This window comes from Polaromonas sp. P1_F9 (assembly GCF_056405615.1).
The window spans coordinates 627,080-647,657 of the sequence record NZ_JBFUBT010000004.1 but is presented as its reverse complement, the minus strand read 5'-3'; the positions used below and the strand labels follow the sequence as shown (position 1 = coordinate 647,657).

Sequence of the window (20,578 nt, the reverse complement as noted above, 5' to 3'; positions counted from 1 at the left end):
GCGTGTGACCGGCTCAGGCCCCGGCTAGCACCTTGGCGACAGTGGTGGTGTCTACATTGCCGCCGCAGAGGGTGGTGCCCACCACCAGGCCCTTGAGCTGGCTGCGCTCCTGCATGGCCGCGGCAAAGCTGGCCGCGCCCGCGCCTTCGGCCACGTTGTGGGTGTCGGCGTACAGGTGGCGCATGGCCTGGGCCACTTCGTCGTCCGTCACTTTCACGATGCGGTTCAGGTGCGGCAGCAAGATATCCAGCGCCGCAGGGTCGGCGACGCGGCAGGCCATGCCGTCGGCCAGCTGAGTGGTCACTGGCGCCTCGACCACACGCCCCGCCGCCAGCGAGTCAGCGTAGGTGGTGGCATGCGCGCTCACCACGCCCACGATGCGCAGCTTGCGGCCCAGCGCGAGTTTGGCGGCAATGGCTGAGCAGGCGCCCGAGCCCTGACCGATGGGCACATACACCACGTCGAGCTGCGGCACGGCCAGCATGAATTCCCACCAGTAGGTGGCAACGCCGCGCAGCAGGCCGGCATCAAAGCTGGGCACCATGTGCGCGCCGCGTTCGGCCGCCAGCGCCATCGCAAATTCGCGGCTGGCCTGGAAGTCGTCGCCGTGCTCGATCAGGGTGACGCCCAGCGCGCGCATGGCGGCGTTTTTTTCCACCGAGTTGCCGTGCGGAACCACGATGGTGCAGGGCACGCCGTGCGCGCGGGCGGCCCAGCCGATGCTCTGGCCGTGGTTGCCGCGTGTGGCGCTCATGACTTCTTTCGGCATCTCGCCGCGTTGCCTGAGCCCGTCAAAGTAGGTGAGGCCGCCGCGCAGCTTGAACGCGCCCACCGGCGTGTGGTTCTCATGCTTGATCCAGCAGTCGGTGCCCAGCCGCTGGCTGGACAGGCCCCAGCGGTACTGCGGCGTAGCCTGGAATTCGTGGTAGACGACGCGTGCCGCATCTTCGATGTCCTTCAACGAAGGCAACATGCTGCTGCCCAGCGCCGGCGCGTGGTCAAGGACGGCGCTCATTGGGAAGCCTTCGCTCTGCGAGCTGCGGCATTCGCCTTGGGAACTGCCAGGCGGCTCATGCGGCCGCCCGCTTTTCAGCCAGCAGGCGCAGCGCCAGCAGGCCCAGCACCGTGCCCATCACGTAGCGCTGCACGCGCATCCAGCTGATGTTGCGATTGAGGAAGCCCGCAATCGCAGCGGCAAAGCAGATCAGCACAGTGTTCACGGTCGTGCTGACGCTGATCTGCACGGCGCCCAGCGTCAGGCTTTGCAGCAGCAGGCCCCCGCGCTCGGGGTGCAAAAACTGCGGGAAGAACGAGAGGTAAAACATCGCCACCTTGGGGTTGAGCAGATTGGTCATGAAGCCCATGAGAAAGAGCATGCGCGGCGGGTCGTTCGGCAGCTCGCGCGTTTCAAAAGGCGCCAGGCCCCCGGGCTTGACTGCCTGCCAGGCCATCCAGAGCAAATAGGCCGCGCCCGCCACCTTGATCGCATCAAAGGCCAGCGGCACGGCCAGCAGCAGTGCGGTTAGCCCGAACGACGCGGCCAGCAGATGGACGACAAACCCCAGCGCCACGCCGCTGAGCGATATCAGCCCGGCGCGGGGGCCCTGGCACAGCGTGCGTGAGATGCAGTAAATCATGTTGGGCCCGGGCGTGAGCACCAGCACCAGGGCGGCGAGAGCAAACCAGGCGAGTTCAGTGGACGTCAACATTTCAGGCTCCTTTGGATTCCAGGGTGACGAGGCCGCGCGGCGTCTGCAGCGTGGCGATAAGATTGGGCGGGCCCTGCGACAGGCCCACGCCGGCCAGCCCTATGGCCTCGTAGCCGCCGCGCAATGCGTCGGGGCGCGGGTGGCTGGCGTGCAGCGATTGCAGCGTGACGCCTGAGGGCGCCATGCCATCGGCCGGATGCACGTCGCCCCACTGGATCAGCGTGGGCAGCGCGCCGTAAAACAGCCTCTGACCATCTTCACGCACGGTAATTTTCCAGCTGAGCTGGCCTTGCGGCGTCATGCGCGAGACGTCCAGCGCCTCACCGCGATCCAGCCCCAGGCGGGAAAGTGCCCGCACCGCTGCGATCACACGGGGCGTCGAAGCAACAAAGTGCGCGAGCTGCGGGCCAGTCTTGCTCAGCCGAAGCTGCAACTCTTGATCATCCAGGTCAAACCAGCGTCTGGCCGGTGCCGTACGCGGGGTTTGCTTGTCCGGATTGATTGCAATGATTTCGAAATAGGCGCGTGGAAAGGCCGGCGAGGCCACTGTGAAGAGCCGGTTGTGCGTGCCCATCAGCGGATGCTCGCCGCCCGGCCCGGGCGTGATGCCCAGCACGCGTTCGCACCACTGCACGCCTTCGGCGAGGCTGGCCGCCACCACCACGAGGTGGTCGACCTGCGAGGCCAGCGGCGGGAGTGCGGTGCTGTGTTCCATGGTCAGGGCTGGTTCCTAAAGCGTCACGCTTCCGTCAATGCAGGTCACCGATTCGCCGCCCACCCACACCTGGCCGGCTGCATCGCGCTCGATATGCACCTGGCCGGCGCGGCCCAGGCAGACGCCTTGCGAGGCGGTGTAGCGCTCGGGTGCGTGGCCTTCGGCGATCAGCCACTGAGCCAGGCTGGCGTTCAGGCTGCCGGTGACGGGGTCTTCGTCAACGCCGATGGGGGAAGCGAAGGCGCGCACTTCGAAATCGGGAGCTACGGCAGGTGCGGAGGCTGCGAACGCCTTGGCTTCGCGGTTGGCGCGTGCAATCAGCGGCGCGGTTTCCTCACGTGGGTAGCGCGCCACCACGCCGACTTTGGTGCCCAGCTTGGCCAGCGCCTTGTGATCGGGCGCCAGTTGCAGCACGATCTCAGGGCTGTCCAGCAGCAGGCCCAGCCACATCGGGCCGTTGTCCAGGCACTGGGCAGCGAGGATGCTTGTCGCTTTTAATCCCAGCGCGCCGGCTACCTGCGCCAGCAGCGAGGGGCTGGGCGCGGAGCGCTTGAGGGCCGGTGCGGCAAATGCGAGGCGCTTCGTGCCGGTCTCGCGCCGAATTTTCACCAGGCCTACTTTGCACTCCTGCACGATGAAGTCTTTGCTGTGCGCTTGCCCACCGGCTTCCAGCCAGCTGTGGCAACTGCCCAGCGTGGGGTGGCCGGCAAAAGGCAGTTCGCCGCCGGGCGTGAAGATGCGTACGCTGTAATCAGCCGTGGCGTCTGTGGGTGGCAACAGGAAAGTGGTTTCCGAGAGGTTGGTCCACTTGGCAAAACGCTGCATGGCAGCGTCATCCAGGCCGCTGCCGTCGATTACCACGGCCAGGGGGTTGCCGAAGTAAGGGGTGGGTGTGAACACGTCGACTTGCTTGAATGCGCGCTGCTTCATGGGGTTTCTCGGTTTTCCGGGGTAGGTTTGAAGATTTATGACAAAGGCAGGTCCAGCACGCCGCGCGTGGCGGGCCGTGCCAGGAGGGTTTGGTACCAGCGGTCCAGGTGGGGCCGAAGGGGCCGCGGCTGGGGCAAGCCGAACCAGCGGTGCATTTCGCAGCCCAGCGGAATGTCGGCCATGCTGAACTGGTCGCCGCCCATGAACGCATGGTCAGCCAGGTGCGCATCGAGCAGTGTTAGCAGCGCTTCGGTGGCGGCTACGGACTGCGCAATCAGTTCTGTAATGCGCTGCTCCACTGGCGTGCGAATCCACTGCACGAAAGCCGTGCGTCCGGCCGGGTTGAAGGTGGTCTGCTGCCAGTCCATCCATTGCTCGGCGGCAAAGCGTTGCGGCAGCGCTGTGGGATAAAAATTGCCTGGCGAGTGCTTGGCGCACAGGTAGCGCACGATGACATTGGATTCCCAGATGAGCACCTCACCGTCTTCCATCAGCGGCACGAGTGCATTCGGGTTCTTGGCCCGGTAATCGGCCTCCTTGACGATACCGAACTGGCCGCCGGCGTCGGTTCGCTGCATCGTGAGGCCCAGCTCCTGCGCGGCCCACACGACTTTTCGCACGTTGATGGAGCTGATGCGCCCCCAAAGATGAAGCATGTCAGACCTCTTTCGTGTTCATCATGCTGCCGCGCGCAGTTGGGGCACGCCGGCAGGCAGTTGCTCGCGTATGGCTGCCGCCAGCGCGGCGATGCCGATGTTGATCTGCTCCACGCTCGATGTCACAAACGACAGCCGCAGGGTACGGGCGTCGGCGTGATCGGCGTAAAAAGCCCAGCCCGGTACAAAGGCCACATTGCGTTCCACCGCTTTGGGCAGCAAGTCGATGGCGTTCATGCCTTCGGGCAGGCGCACCCACAAAAACATGCCGCCGGCCGGTGTGTTCCAGCTCACACCTTCGGGCATGCCCTGCTTCATCGCGGCCAGCATCGCGTCGCGCTGCGACTTGTAGAGCGCGCGAATGGTCGGCACGTGGCGGTCCAGGAAGTTGTTTTTCATGGTCTCGACCACCATGCGCTGGTTAAAGCCCGGCGTGTGCAGGTCGGCCGCTTGCTTGGCTTGCAGCAGCTTGGGGTAGAGCGACTTGGGCGCGACCAGAAAGCCCAGGCGCAAACCCGGCGCCAGGATTTTGGAGAATGAGCCCATGTAGACGCAGCCTTCCGGGTTGCGCGCGGTGAGCGGCAGCGGCGGCGGCGTGTCAAACCACAGGTCGCCATAAGGGTTGTCTTCGACGATGGGCAGGCCCAGGCGCGCAGCCTCGGCGCTCAGCGCGGCACGGCGCGCCTCGGTCATGGTGCGGCCGGTCGGGTTCTGGAAGTTGGGCAGCACGTAGAAGAAGCGCGCGCCAGCAGCTTTGCTGGCGAGATCCTTGATGTCCACGCCTTCGTCATCGCTGGCCACGCCGACGATTTCGGGCTCCATCGGTGTGAAGGCCTGCAGCGCGCCCAGGTAGGTGGGCGTTTCCACCAGCACGCGGCTACCGGCGTCGATCAGGATCTTGGCGATCAAATCCAGGCCCTGCTGCGAGCCGGTGGTGATCAACACCTGCGCTGGGTCCACATCCCAGGGCAGCATGGCGGCCACCATCTCGCGCAGTGGTGCGTAGCCTTCACTGGCCGCGTACTGCAACGCCGCATGACCGTCTTCACGCAGCACCTTGTCACAGGCTTCGCGAAAGGCGGTGACCGGAAAGGTCTTGGGCGAGGGCAGTCCGCCGGCAAAGCTGATGATGCCGGGCTTCTCGGTGACCTTGAGGATCTCGCGGATCACCGAGGGGTTCATTTTTTTGGCGCGCTGCGCTTGGGTCCATTCCATTTCACTCTCCTCCTGATGGGCTGTCAAAGACAAGCCTGGTCACAAAAAACTTCTGCATGGTTTCAAAAGGTGCCGCCCCGGCGGCTGCCAAAAGGCAAGAATGATTCAACGCTTTCATTCTGCACCTCCTCCTTGCGCATGTCCCTGTTCCCGCCTCTGCGTTTGCATGGCGTGGATCAGGCGTCACGATGCACCGGACGTTTCCTGTGTCATTCGCTGTTCCTGTAGATTTGCTTTCAGGTGTGCAAGTCCCCGCGTGACGTATTCTTCTTTCTCGCCAACGGGGGCAAAATAGTGCAGCACCTCCCGGGCGTCTTCAATGCCCTTCAGCCGGGCAATCAGCCATGCGGAAACATATTGCGCGGACATGCAGCCTCCCGCGGTTGCCAGGTTGCCCTTGGCGAAGAAAGCCTGGTTCAGGATGCTCACCCCGGCTGCCTGGACCCAGGGCTTGCTGGTCAAGTCCGTGCATGCCGGCATTTGGCCAACGAGCCCCAGCTTGGCGAGCAAAAAGGTCCCGGAGCACTGCGCCGCGATGAGCTGCCTTTGCGGGTTGAGCTGCAGTTGACCGAGGATGGACACATCATTGGCAACTTCACGCGTTTTCATTCCGCTGCCTATCAGCACGGCATCGGCCTGGTTGGCTTCCTTCAGGCCGACGTGTGCGTCGATGGTGAGGCCGTTCATGGACGTCACCCGCTCAGTAGGGCTGGCAATGCTGACTTTCCAGCCGGCATCACCCCGCAGTGAAATGCGGCTGAGCATGCCGTAGGCAATCAAGGAATCCAGTTCGTTGAAGCCGTCGAAGGTAAGGATGGCGATATGCATGAAAGCTGTCCTGATGCGGGTCAAAAAGCGCTACTTGGGTCAGTCCACGATAAACAGTTTGGCGCCCAAAGGCGAGGTTGACCGGTGGGCTTCGGCGCTGTCTGCCACCTGGTAACTCATGCCGGGCAGCAGCACGTGCACACTGCCGTTGTCCAGTTCCGTCTGCAGCTCACCTTCCAGGCAAAGCAGGATGTGGCCTTTGCTGCACCAATGGTCGGAAACATAACCGGGTGTGTACTCCACCATGCGCACACGCACATCACCAAACTTGCGGGTGCGCCAGAAGGCCTTGCCCTCCAGGGCGGAATGCTCGGTGCGCTCCACGCTGGACCAGTCGGTGGTGCCGAAGGGGATTTCGTTGATTTGCATGCTGCTTACTCCGTGACTGAGATAATGGCTTCAACTTCCACCGCAAAGCCGCGCGGCAGGGAGCCCACGCCGACTGCCGATCGCGCATGGCGGCCCGCGTCGCCGAAGACCTGCACCAGCAGGTCAGAGCAACCGTTGATGACTTCGGTGTGGCCCATGAAATCGGGCGCCGCATTGACCATGCCCAGCAGCTTGACCACACGCCGCACGCGCGAAAGTTCGCCCAGGGCGGCCTTTATGGTGGCAATCAGGTTCAGTCCGACGCCGTGGGCATGTTTGCGGGCTTCCTCCGCGCTGATCTCGCGCCCGACCTTGGGCACCACAGCGAGGTCTTGCCGCAGCGGCGAGCCCTTGCCCGACAGGTACAGCATGGAGCCGTCCAGCACCCATGCATCGAAGTTACCGCGCGGTGCGGTCACCGGTGGAAGGATCAGGCCGAGTTGCTGCAGGCGTTGTTCGGGGGTCATCGATGGTTCCTTGTTATAGGAGATATCCTGGAAAGAAGTGCAAAAGCGGCGGGCCGCCTCAAGCCCACTTCATGCCCGTTTCCGCTGGTTGGGCGTGATGTGTGCAATGGTGCCGTCGCCGTAAGAGCGCAACACCTGTGAGATGACGATGTGAAAACCTTTGTACCACTGCGTGTACTGGCGTTTGGCTTCCAGGTGCTTGGGGTGTGCTGAAAAAACGCGCAGCGATTCTTCGGTTTCCCAGAAGTAAGTGGCATTGGTCAGCACGCCATCCGGCGAACGCCAGGACTCCGCGCCCAGGTAGCCAGGCGTGGCCTGGGCGGCTTCTTCGATCAGCGCGTCCAGCGTGTGGAACCGTTCGTCGTAGGTGCCGGGTTCAAAAATAAAGGCGGCTGAGTACATCACAACTTTCTGGTGTTAAGCAAAGAGCCAGGTTCGGCGGCCCGGACGCGAGCGCCTGACTGCACCGGCATTTTTTTGCCTATGAAAACGGTGGCAATCACGGCCAGCCCGAAGCCGACGGTGACGGCGTCCAGGTGCTCGCCAAGCAGCGGCACAGAAAACAACATGGACAAAAACGGCTGCACCAACTGCACCTGGCTGACACGCACCGTACCGCCGAGCGCCAGGCCGCGGTACCAGGCAAAAAATCCCAACCAGGCCGAGAACACCGCCACGTAGGCAAAGCCGGCCCAGGCGCTGACCTTGAGTGGTGCTGTGGGCCAGCTGAGAAGGGACAGCGGCAAGGTCAGAGGCAGCGAGAGCACCAAGGCCCAGCAGATCACGTGCTCGGCGCGCATGTGCTGGGACAGCCGCGCACCGTAGCCGTAACCGACGGCCGCGCACAAACAGGCGGCCAGCAACAAAAGGTCAGCAAAATGGATGGACAGCCCGCCCACACTGTTTGAACGCAGCATGGCGAACAGAACCACCAGCGCGCTGCCCAGTGCCGCACACAGCCAGAAGCCGGCAGACGGACGCTGGCGGTGCAGCAGGGCGCCCACCGCCGCGGTGGCCAGGGGCAGCACGCCGAGAATGACGCTTGCATGCACGGCTTCCACGTAGCGCATGGCAATCGAGGTGAAGAGCGGAAAACCAAACACCACGCCGCCCGCGGTGACGGCCAGCGGCAGCCAGTCCTTTCGCTGCGGCAGCGCTGCGCGGGTGGCCAGCAAAAACACCGCCGACAACACGGCCGCCACCGTGGCCCGCCCGAGCGCGATGAAAACGCCCGACATCTGCGGCGCATCCGGCGTGCCCACGGCCAGGCGTGTCATGGGCAGCGTGACGGCAAAAATCACGATGCCCAGCAAGCCGAGCCATAGCCCTTTGGTTGTGTCGGCAGATGTGGACGTCATATAAAAAGCATCCAGATGGCGGTAGCCACGAGTACCAGCGCCATGGCGCGGTTGAACCACTGGAGCCGACGCCCGCTGCCGGACGGGCCGGTCAGCCACTCGCGCAACAAAGATCCGGCGAGCGCGTAAGTGAGGTTGCTCACAAAAGCGTAGGCCAGCATCACAGGTAATACGATGGCCAGTCGCGCGGCCGGCGCCTCGCGGCCGGCAATCCAGCCGCTCACGATGGCCAGCGCCAGCATCCATGCCTTGATGTTGACAAACTGCAGTGCGGCGCCTTGCCAGAAAGTGACGTTCAGGCGCGCCGCGTCCGCCTCGCTCAACTGGCGCGACTGTGAAATCTTCCAGGCCAGCCACAGCAAGTACGCCACGCCGATGATCTTCACGGCCCAGCTCAGCAAGGGCACGGCCAGCACCAGGGCGCCCAGCCCCAGGGCACACACCAGCAGCAGTACGCCCCAGCCGACCGGCACCGCGCAGACAAAAGGCAGCGCGCGTTTCAACCCATGGTTGGCTCCCAGTGCGGTTGACAGCGTCGTGTTGGGTCCCGGCGAAAAGCTCATCGCCGTTGCCAGCACCAGTAAGGCCGTAAATTCTTGCCAGTTCATGCTTTCAACTTTATAGTTGAAAGCAATACACCACCAGTACAGTTGTTGGTACAAATTCCCAAACTGTATTGGTTAAATTGTCAGCACACATGCCGCCTGCAGGGCGTGCCAAGGCCACACCATGTTGATGAAAACCGCTTCACAGTCCCTGACCGAACAGCTGTCGGCGCGCTTTGCCGAACGCATCCGTAGCCGGCTGTTGGCCCCTGGTGCTCGCCTGCCTTCTGTGCGGCTGTGCGCCGAGCAGCAAGGTGTAAGTGCCTCCACCGTGGTGGCGGCTTATGACCAGTTGCTGGCGCAAGGCCTGGTGGTGGCGCGCAAGAACCGCGGTTTTTTTGTCCGTGATACTTCGCTTAATGCGGCGCTGGCACAGGCCCCTAAAGCGCCGGCAGCTATAAAAAATATAGCAGATGCAAAAACTGGTGCGCCCGCGGGCCACACCCCCCCGGGCGCCTGGAGCACTGCGACCTGGATGGCCACGCGCCAGGCGCCGGTGGATGCGACGGCGCTGATCCGCGGTATGTTCCACAAAGTCAGCAACAAGCCGCAACCCGGCATGGGCGTGTTTCCACCAGACTGGCTCGAAACCACCTTCATGCCGGCCGCCGTCCGCAAAGTCACCAGCGTCAGCGCGTTGCGGGACTTTTCGCTCCAGTACGGTGAGCCCATGGGCGACAGCGGCCTGCGCCGCGCGCTTTCGCAGAAGCTCAGTGCACTCAATGTGCACGCCGCGCCCGAGCAGATCATCACCACTGTTGGCGCCACCCATGCGCTCGACATCGTCAGCCGCACGCTGCTGCGTGCCGGGGACTGTGTGATGGTGGAGGAGCCCGGCTGGGCGGTGGAGTTCGCCCGGCTCGACGCCTTGGGCATGCGCATCCTGCCGGTACCGCGCCGCGCCGACGGCCCGGACCTGGCGGTGATGGCCCAATACTGTGAAATCCACCAGCCCAAGCTGTTTGTCAGTGTCAGCGTATTCCACAACCCGACGGGCTACTGCCTCACGCCCGGCAGCGCCCACCGCGTGCTGCAGTTGGCGATGCAACACAACTTCCACATTGTTGAAGACGACACCTACAGCCACCTGGCGCCTGAGCATGCCACGCGGCTATGCGCCCTCGATGGGCTGCAGCGCACGATTTATGTCAGCGGCTTCGCCAAGATCCTGGCACCCGGCTGGCGCGTCGGCTTCATGGCCGCACCCCCCGACCTCATCGAGCGCCTGCTGGACACCAAACTGCTGGCCACGCTGACCACGCCAGCCCTGTTGGAGAAGGCGCTGGCCTGGTGCATAGACCAGGGCCAGTTACGCCGGCATGCCGAGCGTATTCGCACCCGGCTTGACGGCGCGCGCGCGCGCAGCGTCAAATTGGCCCTGGCTTACGGCTGCACATTTGCCGCGGAGCCCGCTGGCCTGTTCGGCTGGGTGGACACAGGCGTCGACACCGATGCGTTGTCCCAGCGCATGCTGGACGAGGGCTACCTGATTGCGCCTGGCGGCTTGTTTCACGCGGCGCGCAAACCCAGCACATTGATGCGCATCAACTTTGCAACCACGCAGGAGGCTGCGTTCTGGAAGGTGTTTGCTCGCTTGCGTGATGCCGTGAGGTAACTTTCCTCCTTTTTTCGCGGCTTGCCCTGGCAGAACGGGGCCAGCAGTGAAGAAGCGATCTTTGAGCGAGCTTGGCGCCGAGTCCGGGCAGGCCACGCTGCCCGCCGGGAACGGCCGCGACTATGCGGTTATGTCTCCCGCCCGCCATTCTCCGCGTTGGAGTTCACCTGGCTTGTTGCGCCTGGGTGTTGCTCTTCCTCCCTTTTCTCCTTGTTTTCCTCATCCTCCGGCTTCCCCGTTGGCACCGCCCGGCTACCTATCCCCTTTCGAAAACGAAACTCGGCTTGGCCGGTAATCCGATAGTCGTTTCTATTGGTTACGAGTTAACTCTAATTGATCAACTGTAGATCCGGTTTTTAGTTAATTCCCATTAGTTTCTTCGGGGTTTTTGATGGATTTCCCATGTTTTAACATGTAACTTACTGTTTCAATTGCTTTGATTGAACGCCGAATTTCAACTAAATACGGACGCTTATGCGATTTTTCTCACGAAATTTTTGTTTTTATTCACATCTATTGCGTTCGTGTGAAGTAATCGAGGCTCAAAAAGTTGATAAGTAACATAAAGTTACGTCTCAAACACATATCGATGCGCATATGTTGCCGGCCCTACATGGATCTGCCTCCGAGCCAGCCATTTGCCGAGAGTCACGAAAGGACGTTACCCATGAAATCTGCCCTGAAACTTTGTATTTTTGCCGTCGGGCTGGTGTTTGGCCAGGCCGTGCTGGCCCAAGCCTCGCCGGTGTCTTCCCAGCTCCTGGCGCAGCGCGTGGAGATGGTGGGCGGCAAGCCCGTGCTCAAGCCTGCCGGCGATGGCAAACCGGGGGATGTCCTGCAGTACAGCGCAACCTACCGCAATACCAGCGCCGCTGCAGCCGGCAAGCTTCTGGCAACCATACCGGTGCCTCCGGGCACCACCTTTATCGCGGCAAGCGCCGAACCTGCACAGGCCCTGGCCTCAACGGATGGAACCGTCTTCGCACCCATGCCACTGACGCGCATGGTCAAGCAGGCCGACGGCAGCGTGCGCAAAGAGCCTGTTCCCCTGGCTGACTACCGAGCCTTGCGCTGGGAAACCGGCACCCTGGCCGCAGGCGCCAGCACCGTGGTCAGTCTGCGTGTGCGTATCGATTCACCTCCAGCCGCACCGGCTGCCAAGCCGTGATGACGGCCAGCTTCCCTCGCAGCTGCGCCTCCCGCCATGCGGGTGGCGCATTTCGCCTTTCCGTTCCCCGTTAATTGTTTGTTGATTCACCGTTGTTAAGTAGCCAGGAGAAAAAGCCATGTATGCCAATCCTTCGAGTCCGCAGCCTTTAGGGTTGCAGCACTTCTTCACCCACTGGATTGTGGGATTGTTTGTCGCGCTTGCGCTGGCTCTGGCCGGCCTGGCGGCCCATGCCGCGCCGCCGCCCGCAGGCACGTCCATCAGCAACCAGGCGTCGGCCACGTATTCGGATGCATCCGGCATTACGCGCACGGTGACGTCGAACGTGGTGCAGACCACGGTGCAGCAGATCGCCAGTCTGACGCTGACCGCCAACGGCGCGCAGAACGCGACGCCTGGCAGCGTGGTGTACTACCCGCATACCCTGACCAACACGGGTAACGGCACGGACACGTTCAACCTGACCACCAGCAACTCTGGTCCTGGGTTCACGATGGCGAGCGTGCAGATTTTTGCCGACAACGGCAGCGGTACACCAACCGGTCCGGCGATCACTTCGACGGGCGCGCTGGCGGCAGGCGGCCTCTTCAAGTACATCGTGGTCGCCACCTTGCCGGGCACGGCCACGGCGACGCAGACCAACAACATCACGGTGACCGGCGCCAGCGTGTTTGACCCGACCAAGACACAGTCGAACACCGACGTGACCACGGCCACGACCAACGCGGTCGTCACGCTGACCAAGTCGGCAAGCGTGTCCAGCGGCTCCGCCGGCACGGCCATCACCTACACCCTGACCTACACGAACACCGGTAACAGCACGGCCACCGCCGTGGCGATCACCGACGTTCTGCCGGCAGGCCTGACCTACACCGCGGGCTCCGCACGCTGGAGCGTAACCGGCGCCACGGCGCTGAGCGACAGCGGCGCTTCCAGCGGCTCGGCACCCAACACCCTGACTTCGGGCTACACCTTGGGCACCAAGACCCTGCTGGTCACGCTCAACCAGGTGACGGCCGGCCAGTCGGGCACCATCAGCTTCGGTGTAACGGTGGCCGGAGGCACCGCACCCGGCGTACTCAACAACACCGCCACGACGTCCTACAACAACGGCGCTACCACGGTAACGGGCGGCTCCAATACGGTGCCGTTCACGGTGCTGCAGACCGCCGCCGTGACGCTGACCGGCACCACGGTGCCCGGCCCGGCAGCGCCCGGCTCGACGGTGAGCTTCACCAACACGGTGACCAACACCGGCAATGGCTCCGACACCTTCAACATCACGCTGAGCACGGGCAACTTCCCGGCTGGTACGACCTTCCAGCTGTACAAGAGCGACGGCGTCACTCCGCTGGTCGATACGAATAGCGACGGCACGGTTGACACCGGCCCGCTGGCCGCAGGCGCAACCTACAACGTGATCCTCAAGGCCACGCTGCCTCCGAACGCGACCAACGCCGGCGCGCCTTTCGTCATTGTCAAGACGGCCACCTCGGTGTTTGACCCGACCAAGACGGCCACCACCAACGACCAGTTGACCGCCGTGACTGCCGCAGCGGTTGATGCCACCAACAACCTGCCGACAGCGGTGGGTGTTCCCGGCGTGGGCGTGTTCGCCAACGGTGAAGGCGCAGCACAGGTCACCAACACGCTGAACCCGGGCGCTTCGACGGTCTTCACCATCGTGGCCAACAACACCGGCCCTTCGCCGGACAGCTATAACCTGGGCGCCAGCACGGTGAATACCTTTGCCAGCGTGTCGTTGCCGGCGGGCTGGACGGTCAGCTTCCGTGCCGACGGCGGCGCAGGAAACTGCTCGACCACCGGTGCGACCATCACCAATACGGGTTCCGTGGCCGCCGCAGGCAACGTTGTCGTCTGCGCGGTGGTGGGTGTGCCTGCCGGCTTTGCTGCGGGCACCACGCAGCTGTACTTCCGTACGCTGTCGCCCACGTCGAACGCTTCGGACACGCTGCATGACGCGGTGGTCGTGAACGCTGTGCGCTCCGTGACCCTCACGCCCAACGGCGCCGGCCAGACCTATCCAGGCGGCTCCTACGTCTACAGCCACACCTTGACCAACACCGGCAACGTGCTGGAAGGTAATGGCACGGTCAGTACGCTGACCCTGGCCGGCGCCGATAACCAGGCCGGCTGGACTTCCGCGCTGTACTACGATGCCAACGCCAACGGCGTACTCGACGCGACCGACCCTCAGATCAGCAGCACCCTGCATGCCGCGGGCGTCCTTCCTGCGGGTCTGGCTCCCGGCGCATCGATCACGGTGTTCAACAAGGTGATCGCTCCTAGCGGCGCAACCCCCGGTGCAGTGGACGCCACGACCATCACGGTCACCACCACCAATGGCAGCTACGCGACGACAGTTCCTGCCGTGGCTACCGCGGTTGATAGTACGACCGTGATCGCCGGCAACCTGACGCTGACCAAGGCGCAATCCCTGGACACGGCTTGCGCTGGCGCCAACGGCGGCACGGTTTACGCGGCGGCTACCCTGAGCGCCCGTCCCAACCAGTGCGTGCTGTACCAGATCACCGTAACCAACGTCGGATCCGCGAATGCGACCTCCGTTGTGGTGTCCGACGCGACGCCTAGTTACACCACCCTGAGCAGCGCTGCGGCAAGCACGGTAGGTACCGTGACCGGCCCCTCCGCAGGCGCAGCGGGCACCGTCACCGCGACGATCGGCACCCTGACCCCTGGTCAGTCGGCTGTCGTGACTTTCGGTGTACGCATCAACCCTTAACCCGGGACTGACCCCAAGCGCGGGAAGCGAAAGCTTCCCCGCTTTTCAAAGGGCACGGCTGCGTGCCCTTTGGAAAGCGACGCCCTGTCGAAAACCGAACAACAAGCCCATCAACCATGCTTCCTCGCCCGCTGCGCAAGCTGCTGATATCCTGCATGTTGCTGCTCTTCTGGGCAGCAGCACAGGCAGCGCCGACCCCGGCGGGGACGGTGATCAGCAACACGGCGACGGCGACTTTTGTGGACGCTGCGACCGGTCTGACGGTTCACCTCAACTCCAACACCGTGAACACCACGGTGGCGACGCTTGAAGCGCTCACGCTGGCATCCAGCCAGAACCTGTTGATCGGCGTAGGTTCGTCATTCACGATCAGCCATAACCTTGCCAACACCGGCAACAGCACGACGAACTACCTGATCACGGCCAGTGTGGCCGGCGGTAGCGCCTTCACACCGCTCAATCTCCAGGTGGTGCTGGACGTCAATGGCAACGGTCTGGTAGATGCGGGTGAACCCGTGGTTCCTGCCGGAAGTCCCGTGATGGTTGCCGTTGGCGCCAATGCCGGATTGTTGATCACGGGCCAGATCCCACCGGGCGCGACGCCTGGCCAGACGGCCCAGATTACCCTGAGGGCGTTGAGCCAGATCCAGGGGGCCAGCGCGACCAACACCGATACGATCAATCTCACCAATGGTGCGGCAATCCAGGTCAGCTATTCAGCCTCGTCGGCCACCGCCACTCAGGGTGGTGCTCTCAGCTTTACGGCAAGGGCCATCAACAACGGAAACATGGCGGCCAGCCCGGCGAATGTGCTTGTCAATGGCGCACCGGTGGCGCTTTTTATCCTGCGCGCCCCGGTGCCGGTCAACACGGCCTTTGTCTCGGCCCTGCCGTCTACCAGTCCCGGTGCCCAGACGCTGTATCACCTGCTGGGCGGCGCGACCAACAGCTATGTCACGGCAATACCCGGTGGTGCCACGGTGGATGCCGTTGCCTGGGGCATTGCCGCGTTGCCCCAGGGCGGATTGTTCCAGGGAACATTTAATGTCAGCGTGAATGCCAACGCGTCTGGCAATGTGTCGGGCACGGCCTATGCGGACTGGACTGACGCCGCTGCACCGTTGACGACCACCAGCAATATGGTGGTGCTGCCGTTGCCGGCATACGCGGCGGACATCCTTTTCTACAGCAACGCCTCTTATGCCAACCGGACCGCCCTCGGTACGCCGGGCCATCCACTGTTTGTGCAGGCCAATGCTGCTGTGTGCAACGCTGACTCCACGACAGTAGGTACGGTGCCCATCACGCTGGTGAGCCGGCTTACGGGAGATTCGGAAACCTTTACGGCTGTGGAAACCGGCCCCAACACCGGCATCTTCCGCATCATGCCGAATGTTCCCACAGCCAATGCGGCGACGCACATCGTGGCTTCCGGCGACGGCATACTGGAAGTGCTGCGAAACGACACGGTGACGGCCACGATTTCCTCCTGCGGCGGCATCACCGTCTCGGCGACGACCACGCTGCTGGTGGATCCTTCCGGCATCGTGTTCAATTCATCCACCAACCAACCTGTTGCCGGCGCCACGGTAGCGCTGATCGACGTCACCGGTGCCGGCAATGGCGGGGTTCCCGGTGGGCCAGCCGTCGTGTTCCAGGTGGATGGCGTAACGCCGGCTCCCAGCGTTGTGGTGACAGCTACCGACGGGTTTTATGAATTTCCGCTGGTGGCCAACAGCACATACCGGCTGGTAATCACCCAACCGGCGGGCTTCACCTTTCCATCGCTGCTTCCTGCCGGGGTACAGCCTGCGGGTCGGCTGATCGATACACCGGGCTCTTACGGAGGCAATTTCCTCGTGGCGGGTGCGCCTGTGCATTTCGACGTACCCCTGGATCCTGGTGCGAATGCGGGTGGCCTGTTTATCCAGAAAACAGCCAACAAGAAGACGGCAGAAATCGGGGACTTTGTCGACTACTCGATCAAGTTCAACAACGTCGGCGCAGGGGCGCTCCCCGGTGTTGTGGTCAGCGACAGCCTGCCTGCCGGCTTTGCCTATGTGCGCGGCACGGCACGGCTCAACGGCGCGCCCCTTGGGGACCCTTCAGGCGGTGCGGGTCCCAGCCTTCAGTTTGCGGTGGGTGCCATCGCCTCCGGCTCACAGCCGACGCTGACCTACCGCGTGCGCGTCGGCGTGGGCAGCCAGGGCGGCGACGGCATCAATACCGCACAGGCCGCCAGCGGAGTGGTGCGGTCCAACCGGTCCAGCGTTCGCGTCCAGGTTGTCGGTGGTGTGTTTTCCAACAAGGCCTATGTGATCGGCAAGGTGTTTGCCGATTGCAGCCGTAATGGTGTGCAGGACGCTGGCGAACCGGGTATTCCGGGCGTTCGGATTTATCTGGAAGACGGCACCTATGCCGTGACGGACGAGGAAGGCAAATACAGTTTCTACGGCCTCGAGCCACGCACCCATGTCGCCAAGATCGACAGCATCACATTGCCTGCAGGTGCTTCGCTCCAGGTGCTCAACAACCGGAATGCCCTGGATGCGGCCAGCCGTTTTGTGGACCTGACTAATGGCGAACTCCACAAGGCCGACTTTGCCATCGCCGAGTGCACGGCCGCAATTCAGGAGCAGATCGCTCTGCGCCGCAAAGCGTTAGGCAATTCTTCGGAGATCACTCAGGCCGCCGGCCAGTTGTTGCAGTCCAGCCGTGCAGCCTCGGTGGACAGCCGGACGCTTCCCTCCAGCGGCGCGCTCGGTCTGCCCGGGGCACAGAAAAACAATACCCCCGCAGGTTCAGCGGCACCGCTGCCGGGCACCCTGGGCGCCGTGGGCGATCCGGGCGGACCATACGCGCCCAACGCCCAGGGGTTGGCCAAACCTATTTACACGCCTTTGGAGGTCGCGTCGGAGTCTGTGCCACCTTCCGCGGTTCCCGCGGCCGAATCGCTACAGGCAATCGTTCCACTGGAAGATCTCCTGCCGGAGCTCAATGGTGAAACTGGTTTTGTCGGGCTGGTCAACGAGCAGGTGTTGCCTTCAGCCCAGACCCGCGTCCGGGTGAAAGGCCCGCTAGGCGCCACGTTTGAGGTCACCCTCAATGGGCAACTGGTACCCGCCACGCAGGTAGGCAAGAAGAGCAGCCTTGAGAAGAACCGCGTCGTCGCGTGGGAATACATCGGTGTTGACCTCCGGCCCGGCCGCAACACGCTGGGCGTGCGCGCTGTTGACGGTTTTGGGAACGCGCGTGGAACCGCACAAGTCACGGTTTTGGCTCCGGGAACTTTGGCAAGAATCGAAATCGATGCGCCGAAACAGCTGATTGCTGACGGCGTGACTGCCGTTCCCGTCACCATCTCCCTGCGCGATGCGCAAGGGCTGCCGGTGGCTGCGCGTACCCAGGTGACGCTGCAGGCAAGCCTTGGCCAGTGGCAGACTCCCGACCTGGATGCACGCCAGCCCGGCACGCAGGTCTTTGTCGAAGGTGGTGAGGGCCGCTTTTTGTTGTTGCCACCCGCCCAGCCCGGAAAGGCGGAGCTTGGTATTGCCAGTGGCACCGTCAAGTCTGTGGCGGCCATCGAGTTCATGCCCAACCTGCGGCCCATGATTGCGGCCGGTATCGTGGAGGGCACCCTCAACCTGCGCAGCCTCAATCCTTCCGCATTGCAACCCACGCAAAGCGGCGATGTTTTTGAACGGCAGATCCGGAGCACGTCGCGCAGCTTTGCGGCTGGCAAGGGCGAAGCGGCTGCGCGGACTGCGCTGTTCCTCAAAGGCAAGGTGCTCGGTTCTTCACTGCTGACGCTGGCCTACGATTCCGACAAGCCTTCCGATACGGCGCTGTTCCGCGACATCCAGCCCAATCAGTTTTACCCGGTGTATGGCGATTCGTCGGCGCGTGGCTTTGACGCCCAGTCCACCGGCAAGCTCTACGTGATGCTGCAAAACGGCACCAACTACGCACTGCTGGGCGACTATTCAACCCAGAGCGACAACGCCGCACGTCAGCTCACGCAATACGCGCGCGCGCTGAACGGTGTCAAGGGCCGTTACCAGGAAGGCGCAGTGACCGTGGAAGGCTTTGCAAGCCGCACGGCGACGACACAGCTGGTGCAGGAATTCCGCGCCAATGGCACTTCCGGGCCGTTCCGGCTCAACATCAACGGCGTGGTCAATAGCCAGCAGGTCGACATCCTCACGCGCAGCCGCAGCCAGGCATCGGTCGTCATCAATGACACGCCGTTGGCGCAGTTCACCGACTACGAAATCGAACCCTTCAGCGGCCAGCTCCTGCTCAAGACTCCGGTTCCGAGCGTGGACGCCGACCTGAACCCGATCTTCGTGCGGGTCAGCTATTCGGTGGACTCGGGCGGCCCCAAACATACGGTCGCCGGCGCCGATGCGCGCCTGGAAGTCGTTCCGGGTATAGCGCTCGGCGCGACGGCGGTGCAGGACACCGACCCCGCCAATCGCCAGAACCTCAGCGGATTGAACGTGACGGCGAAGCTGGGCGAAAAGACTGTGGCCACCGGTGAAATCGCTCGCAGCAGTACAGATCTGCAGGGCAACGGCTCAGGCCAGCGCGTGGAAGTCCGCCATGACGACCAGGCGCTGCAGGCGCGTGTCTGGGGTGCGCGCACCAGTGCGGGTTTTTACAACCCCAACAGCGTGCAGTCGGCCGGGCAGTCTGAATACGGCGCAAAAATCGGTTACGCGGTGGATGACAAGAACAGGCTTGTCGCTGAAGCGCTGCGCACTGCAAACAGCGTGACAGGCGCGGCACAAACCGGCGCGGACCTGAAGCTCGAACACAGCCTGCCCGGAAATGTGAAGGTGGAGGTTGGCGTGCGCTACAGCAGCGCCAACACCGCCGCTGCGCTTTCCGGTCCGGCCTTGCCTGGCAGTACCGTTCCGGTGACGCCTTCCGCGACGGCGCTGGCTTCAGGCTCTTCCGAAGAGGTGGGCTACACCACAGCGCGGGTCAAAGTGACGGTGCCGGTGCCGAACGTACCCCAGGCCGACGTTTATGGCCTGGCCGAATACGCCATCGACGGCAGCGGCGGACGGGAGGTCGGCATCGGCGGCAACTATGCCATCAATTCAACAACCCGCCTGTATGCGCGCCATGACTTCATCAACAGCCTCAAGAGCATTTACACGCTCAATGCGTCGACTTCGCAATACACCACCGTTGCCGGTCTCAATACGGAACTGTCGGACAGCACACAGCTGTTCAACGAATACCGCATGGGCGATAGCATCAACGGCCGCAGCAGCGAGGCCGCGGTCGGGCTGCGCAGGCTCTGGCGCCTGGACAACGGCGTCGGCCTGACCGCCAGCTTGCAGCGCATCAAACCGTTGTCGGGCGTGACCATCGACGACTCCAGCGCCGTCACCATCGGAGCCGACTACACGGCCGCGGCCACCTGGAAAGCGTCCGGCCAGGTGCAGTGGCAGACATCGACCACTTCGAGCAGCTGGCTGCTGACCGGCGCGCTGGCCAACAAGCTGGACGACAGCTGGACCCTGCTCAATCGTGGCCTTTACAGCGAGCAGACCAACCTCGGCGCCACGGGCGGCAAGCGTGAATTGATTACAGCCCAGTCCGGCGTGGCCTATCGCCCGGTGAGCACTGACGTGTGGAATGCGCTGGGCCGTGTCGAATACAAAAAGGATTCGGACAGCACCCTGGGCCCGGGCGTCAGCCGCGATGAATCCGGGCTGATTCTTTCCACCCACCTCAATATCCAGCCCAGCCGCAGCTGGGTGACGAGCGCACGCTATGCCGCCAAATGGGGCCGCGACAAGTCCAACGGCATCAGCAGCCGCTCCTTTACCCAGTTGATTGGCGGCCGCTCCACCTGGGAGCTTACCGAGCGCTGGGACGTCAGCCTGCAGGCCTACCGCATGTGGGGTAACGGCGCTGCGGAGACCGCGGTGGGCGTGGAAGTCGGCTACCTGGCCTGGAAAAACATGTGGGTGTCACTGGGCTACAACATCAAGGGCTTCCGGGCCGCTGACCTGGCAGGCGAGGCCTACACCCAGCGTGGTGTCTACCTGCGTGTACGCTTCAAGTTTGACGAGAATGTGTTTGAACCGGCTGGCGCGGCCACCGCCTCACCTTCCAACACGGCGGGCCCCAAATCATGATGTTTTTTCAACGTCCAGGCGTTT

Annotated in this window: 16 protein-coding genes; 4 read left to right on the top strand and 12 right to left on the bottom strand. The window is 63.3% G+C overall.

Annotated features, from left to right (window positions below; all coding sequences use genetic code 11):
- Nucleotides 1–13 precede the first annotated feature (13 nt).
- The 12 genes from AC1DYR_RS14470 to AC1DYR_RS14415 form a co-directional block, all read right to left on the bottom strand.
- On the bottom strand, nucleotides 14–1,015 hold the full coding sequence (locus AC1DYR_RS14470) for a threonine dehydratase (protein ID WP_477705688.1): 1,002 nt from the start codon (nucleotides 1,013–1,015) through the stop codon (nucleotides 14–16).
- A gap of 55 nt (nucleotides 1,016–1,070) precedes the next feature.
- Complete coding sequence (locus AC1DYR_RS14465) at nucleotides 1,071–1,709, bottom strand: LysE family translocator (RefSeq protein WP_477705687.1); 639 nt, start codon at nucleotides 1,707–1,709, stop codon at nucleotides 1,071–1,073.
- 1 nt (nucleotide 1,710) lies between these two features.
- The gene (locus AC1DYR_RS14460) at nucleotides 1,711–2,424 is read right to left on the bottom strand and encodes a VOC family protein (protein ID WP_477705686.1); all 714 of its coding nucleotides are present in this window, start codon (nucleotides 2,422–2,424) and stop codon (nucleotides 1,711–1,713) included.
- Nucleotides 2,425–2,439: 15 nt separating this feature from the next.
- Nucleotides 2,440–3,354 carry a PhzF family phenazine biosynthesis protein gene (locus AC1DYR_RS14455; protein ID WP_477705685.1) on the bottom strand — a complete coding sequence of 305 codons (915 nt, stop codon included), beginning with the start codon at nucleotides 3,352–3,354 and terminating at the stop codon, nucleotides 2,440–2,442.
- Between the two features lie 35 nt (nucleotides 3,355–3,389).
- On the bottom strand, nucleotides 3,390–4,010 hold the full coding sequence (locus tag AC1DYR_RS14450; protein ID WP_477705684.1) for a glutathione S-transferase family protein: 621 nt from the start codon (nucleotides 4,008–4,010) through the stop codon (nucleotides 3,390–3,392).
- A 21-nt stretch (nucleotides 4,011–4,031) separates the two neighbouring features.
- Complete coding sequence (locus AC1DYR_RS14445; RefSeq protein ID WP_477705683.1) at nucleotides 4,032–5,225, bottom strand: aminotransferase-like domain-containing protein; 1,194 nt, start codon at nucleotides 5,223–5,225, stop codon at nucleotides 4,032–4,034.
- Nucleotides 5,226–5,408: 183 nt separating this feature from the next.
- A complete protein-coding gene (locus tag AC1DYR_RS14440) occupies nucleotides 5,409–6,053 on the bottom strand; it encodes a DJ-1/PfpI family protein (protein ID WP_477705682.1) in 645 nt (214 codons plus the stop codon).
- Nucleotides 6,054–6,092: 39 nt separating this feature from the next.
- The gene (locus AC1DYR_RS14435) at nucleotides 6,093–6,422 is read right to left on the bottom strand and encodes a DHCW motif cupin fold protein (protein ID WP_477705681.1); all 330 of its coding nucleotides are present in this window, start codon (nucleotides 6,420–6,422) and stop codon (nucleotides 6,093–6,095) included.
- Nucleotides 6,423–6,427: 5 nt separating this feature from the next.
- The gene (locus AC1DYR_RS14430; RefSeq protein ID WP_477705680.1) at nucleotides 6,428–6,889 is read right to left on the bottom strand and encodes a RidA family protein; all 462 of its coding nucleotides are present in this window, start codon (nucleotides 6,887–6,889) and stop codon (nucleotides 6,428–6,430) included.
- A gap of 69 nt (nucleotides 6,890–6,958) precedes the next feature.
- Nucleotides 6,959–7,291 (bottom strand): antibiotic biosynthesis monooxygenase family protein, encoded by a 333-nt coding sequence (locus AC1DYR_RS14425; protein WP_457281414.1) that lies wholly within the window; start codon nucleotides 7,289–7,291, stop codon nucleotides 6,959–6,961.
- Nucleotides 7,291–8,247, bottom strand: a complete 957-nt coding sequence (locus AC1DYR_RS14420) for a DMT family transporter (protein WP_477705679.1) — start codon at nucleotides 8,245–8,247, stop codon at nucleotides 7,291–7,293. The genes AC1DYR_RS14425 and AC1DYR_RS14420 overlap by 1 nt, the downstream gene beginning before the upstream one ends.
- Nucleotides 8,244–8,855 carry a LysE family translocator gene (locus AC1DYR_RS14415; RefSeq protein WP_457281412.1) on the bottom strand — a complete coding sequence of 204 codons (612 nt, stop codon included), beginning with the start codon at nucleotides 8,853–8,855 and terminating at the stop codon, nucleotides 8,244–8,246. The genes AC1DYR_RS14420 and AC1DYR_RS14415 overlap by 4 nt, the downstream gene beginning before the upstream one ends.
- 121 nt (nucleotides 8,856–8,976) lie before the next feature.
- Between AC1DYR_RS14415 and AC1DYR_RS14410 the strand changes: the two genes are divergently transcribed.
- From AC1DYR_RS14410 to AC1DYR_RS14395, 4 genes are all read left to right on the top strand, one after another.
- Nucleotides 8,977–10,467: an aminotransferase-like domain-containing protein gene (locus AC1DYR_RS14410; protein ID WP_477705678.1), complete on the top strand. Its 1,491-nt coding sequence runs from the start codon at nucleotides 8,977–8,979 to the stop codon at nucleotides 10,465–10,467.
- Between the two features lie 667 nt (nucleotides 10,468–11,134).
- Entirely contained in the window at nucleotides 11,135–11,635 is a 501-nt protein-coding gene (locus AC1DYR_RS14405) for a hypothetical protein (RefSeq protein ID WP_477705677.1), read from the top strand.
- A gap of 118 nt (nucleotides 11,636–11,753) precedes the next feature.
- Complete coding sequence (locus tag AC1DYR_RS14400) at nucleotides 11,754–14,399, top strand: beta strand repeat-containing protein (RefSeq protein ID WP_477705676.1); 2,646 nt, start codon at nucleotides 11,754–11,756, stop codon at nucleotides 14,397–14,399.
- A 116-nt stretch (nucleotides 14,400–14,515) separates the two neighbouring features.
- Nucleotides 14,516–20,554, top strand: coding sequence for an SdrD B-like domain-containing protein (locus AC1DYR_RS14395; RefSeq protein ID WP_477705675.1), 6,039 nt, complete (start codon nucleotides 14,516–14,518; stop codon nucleotides 20,552–20,554).
- Nucleotides 20,555–20,578: the final 24 nt, after the last annotated feature.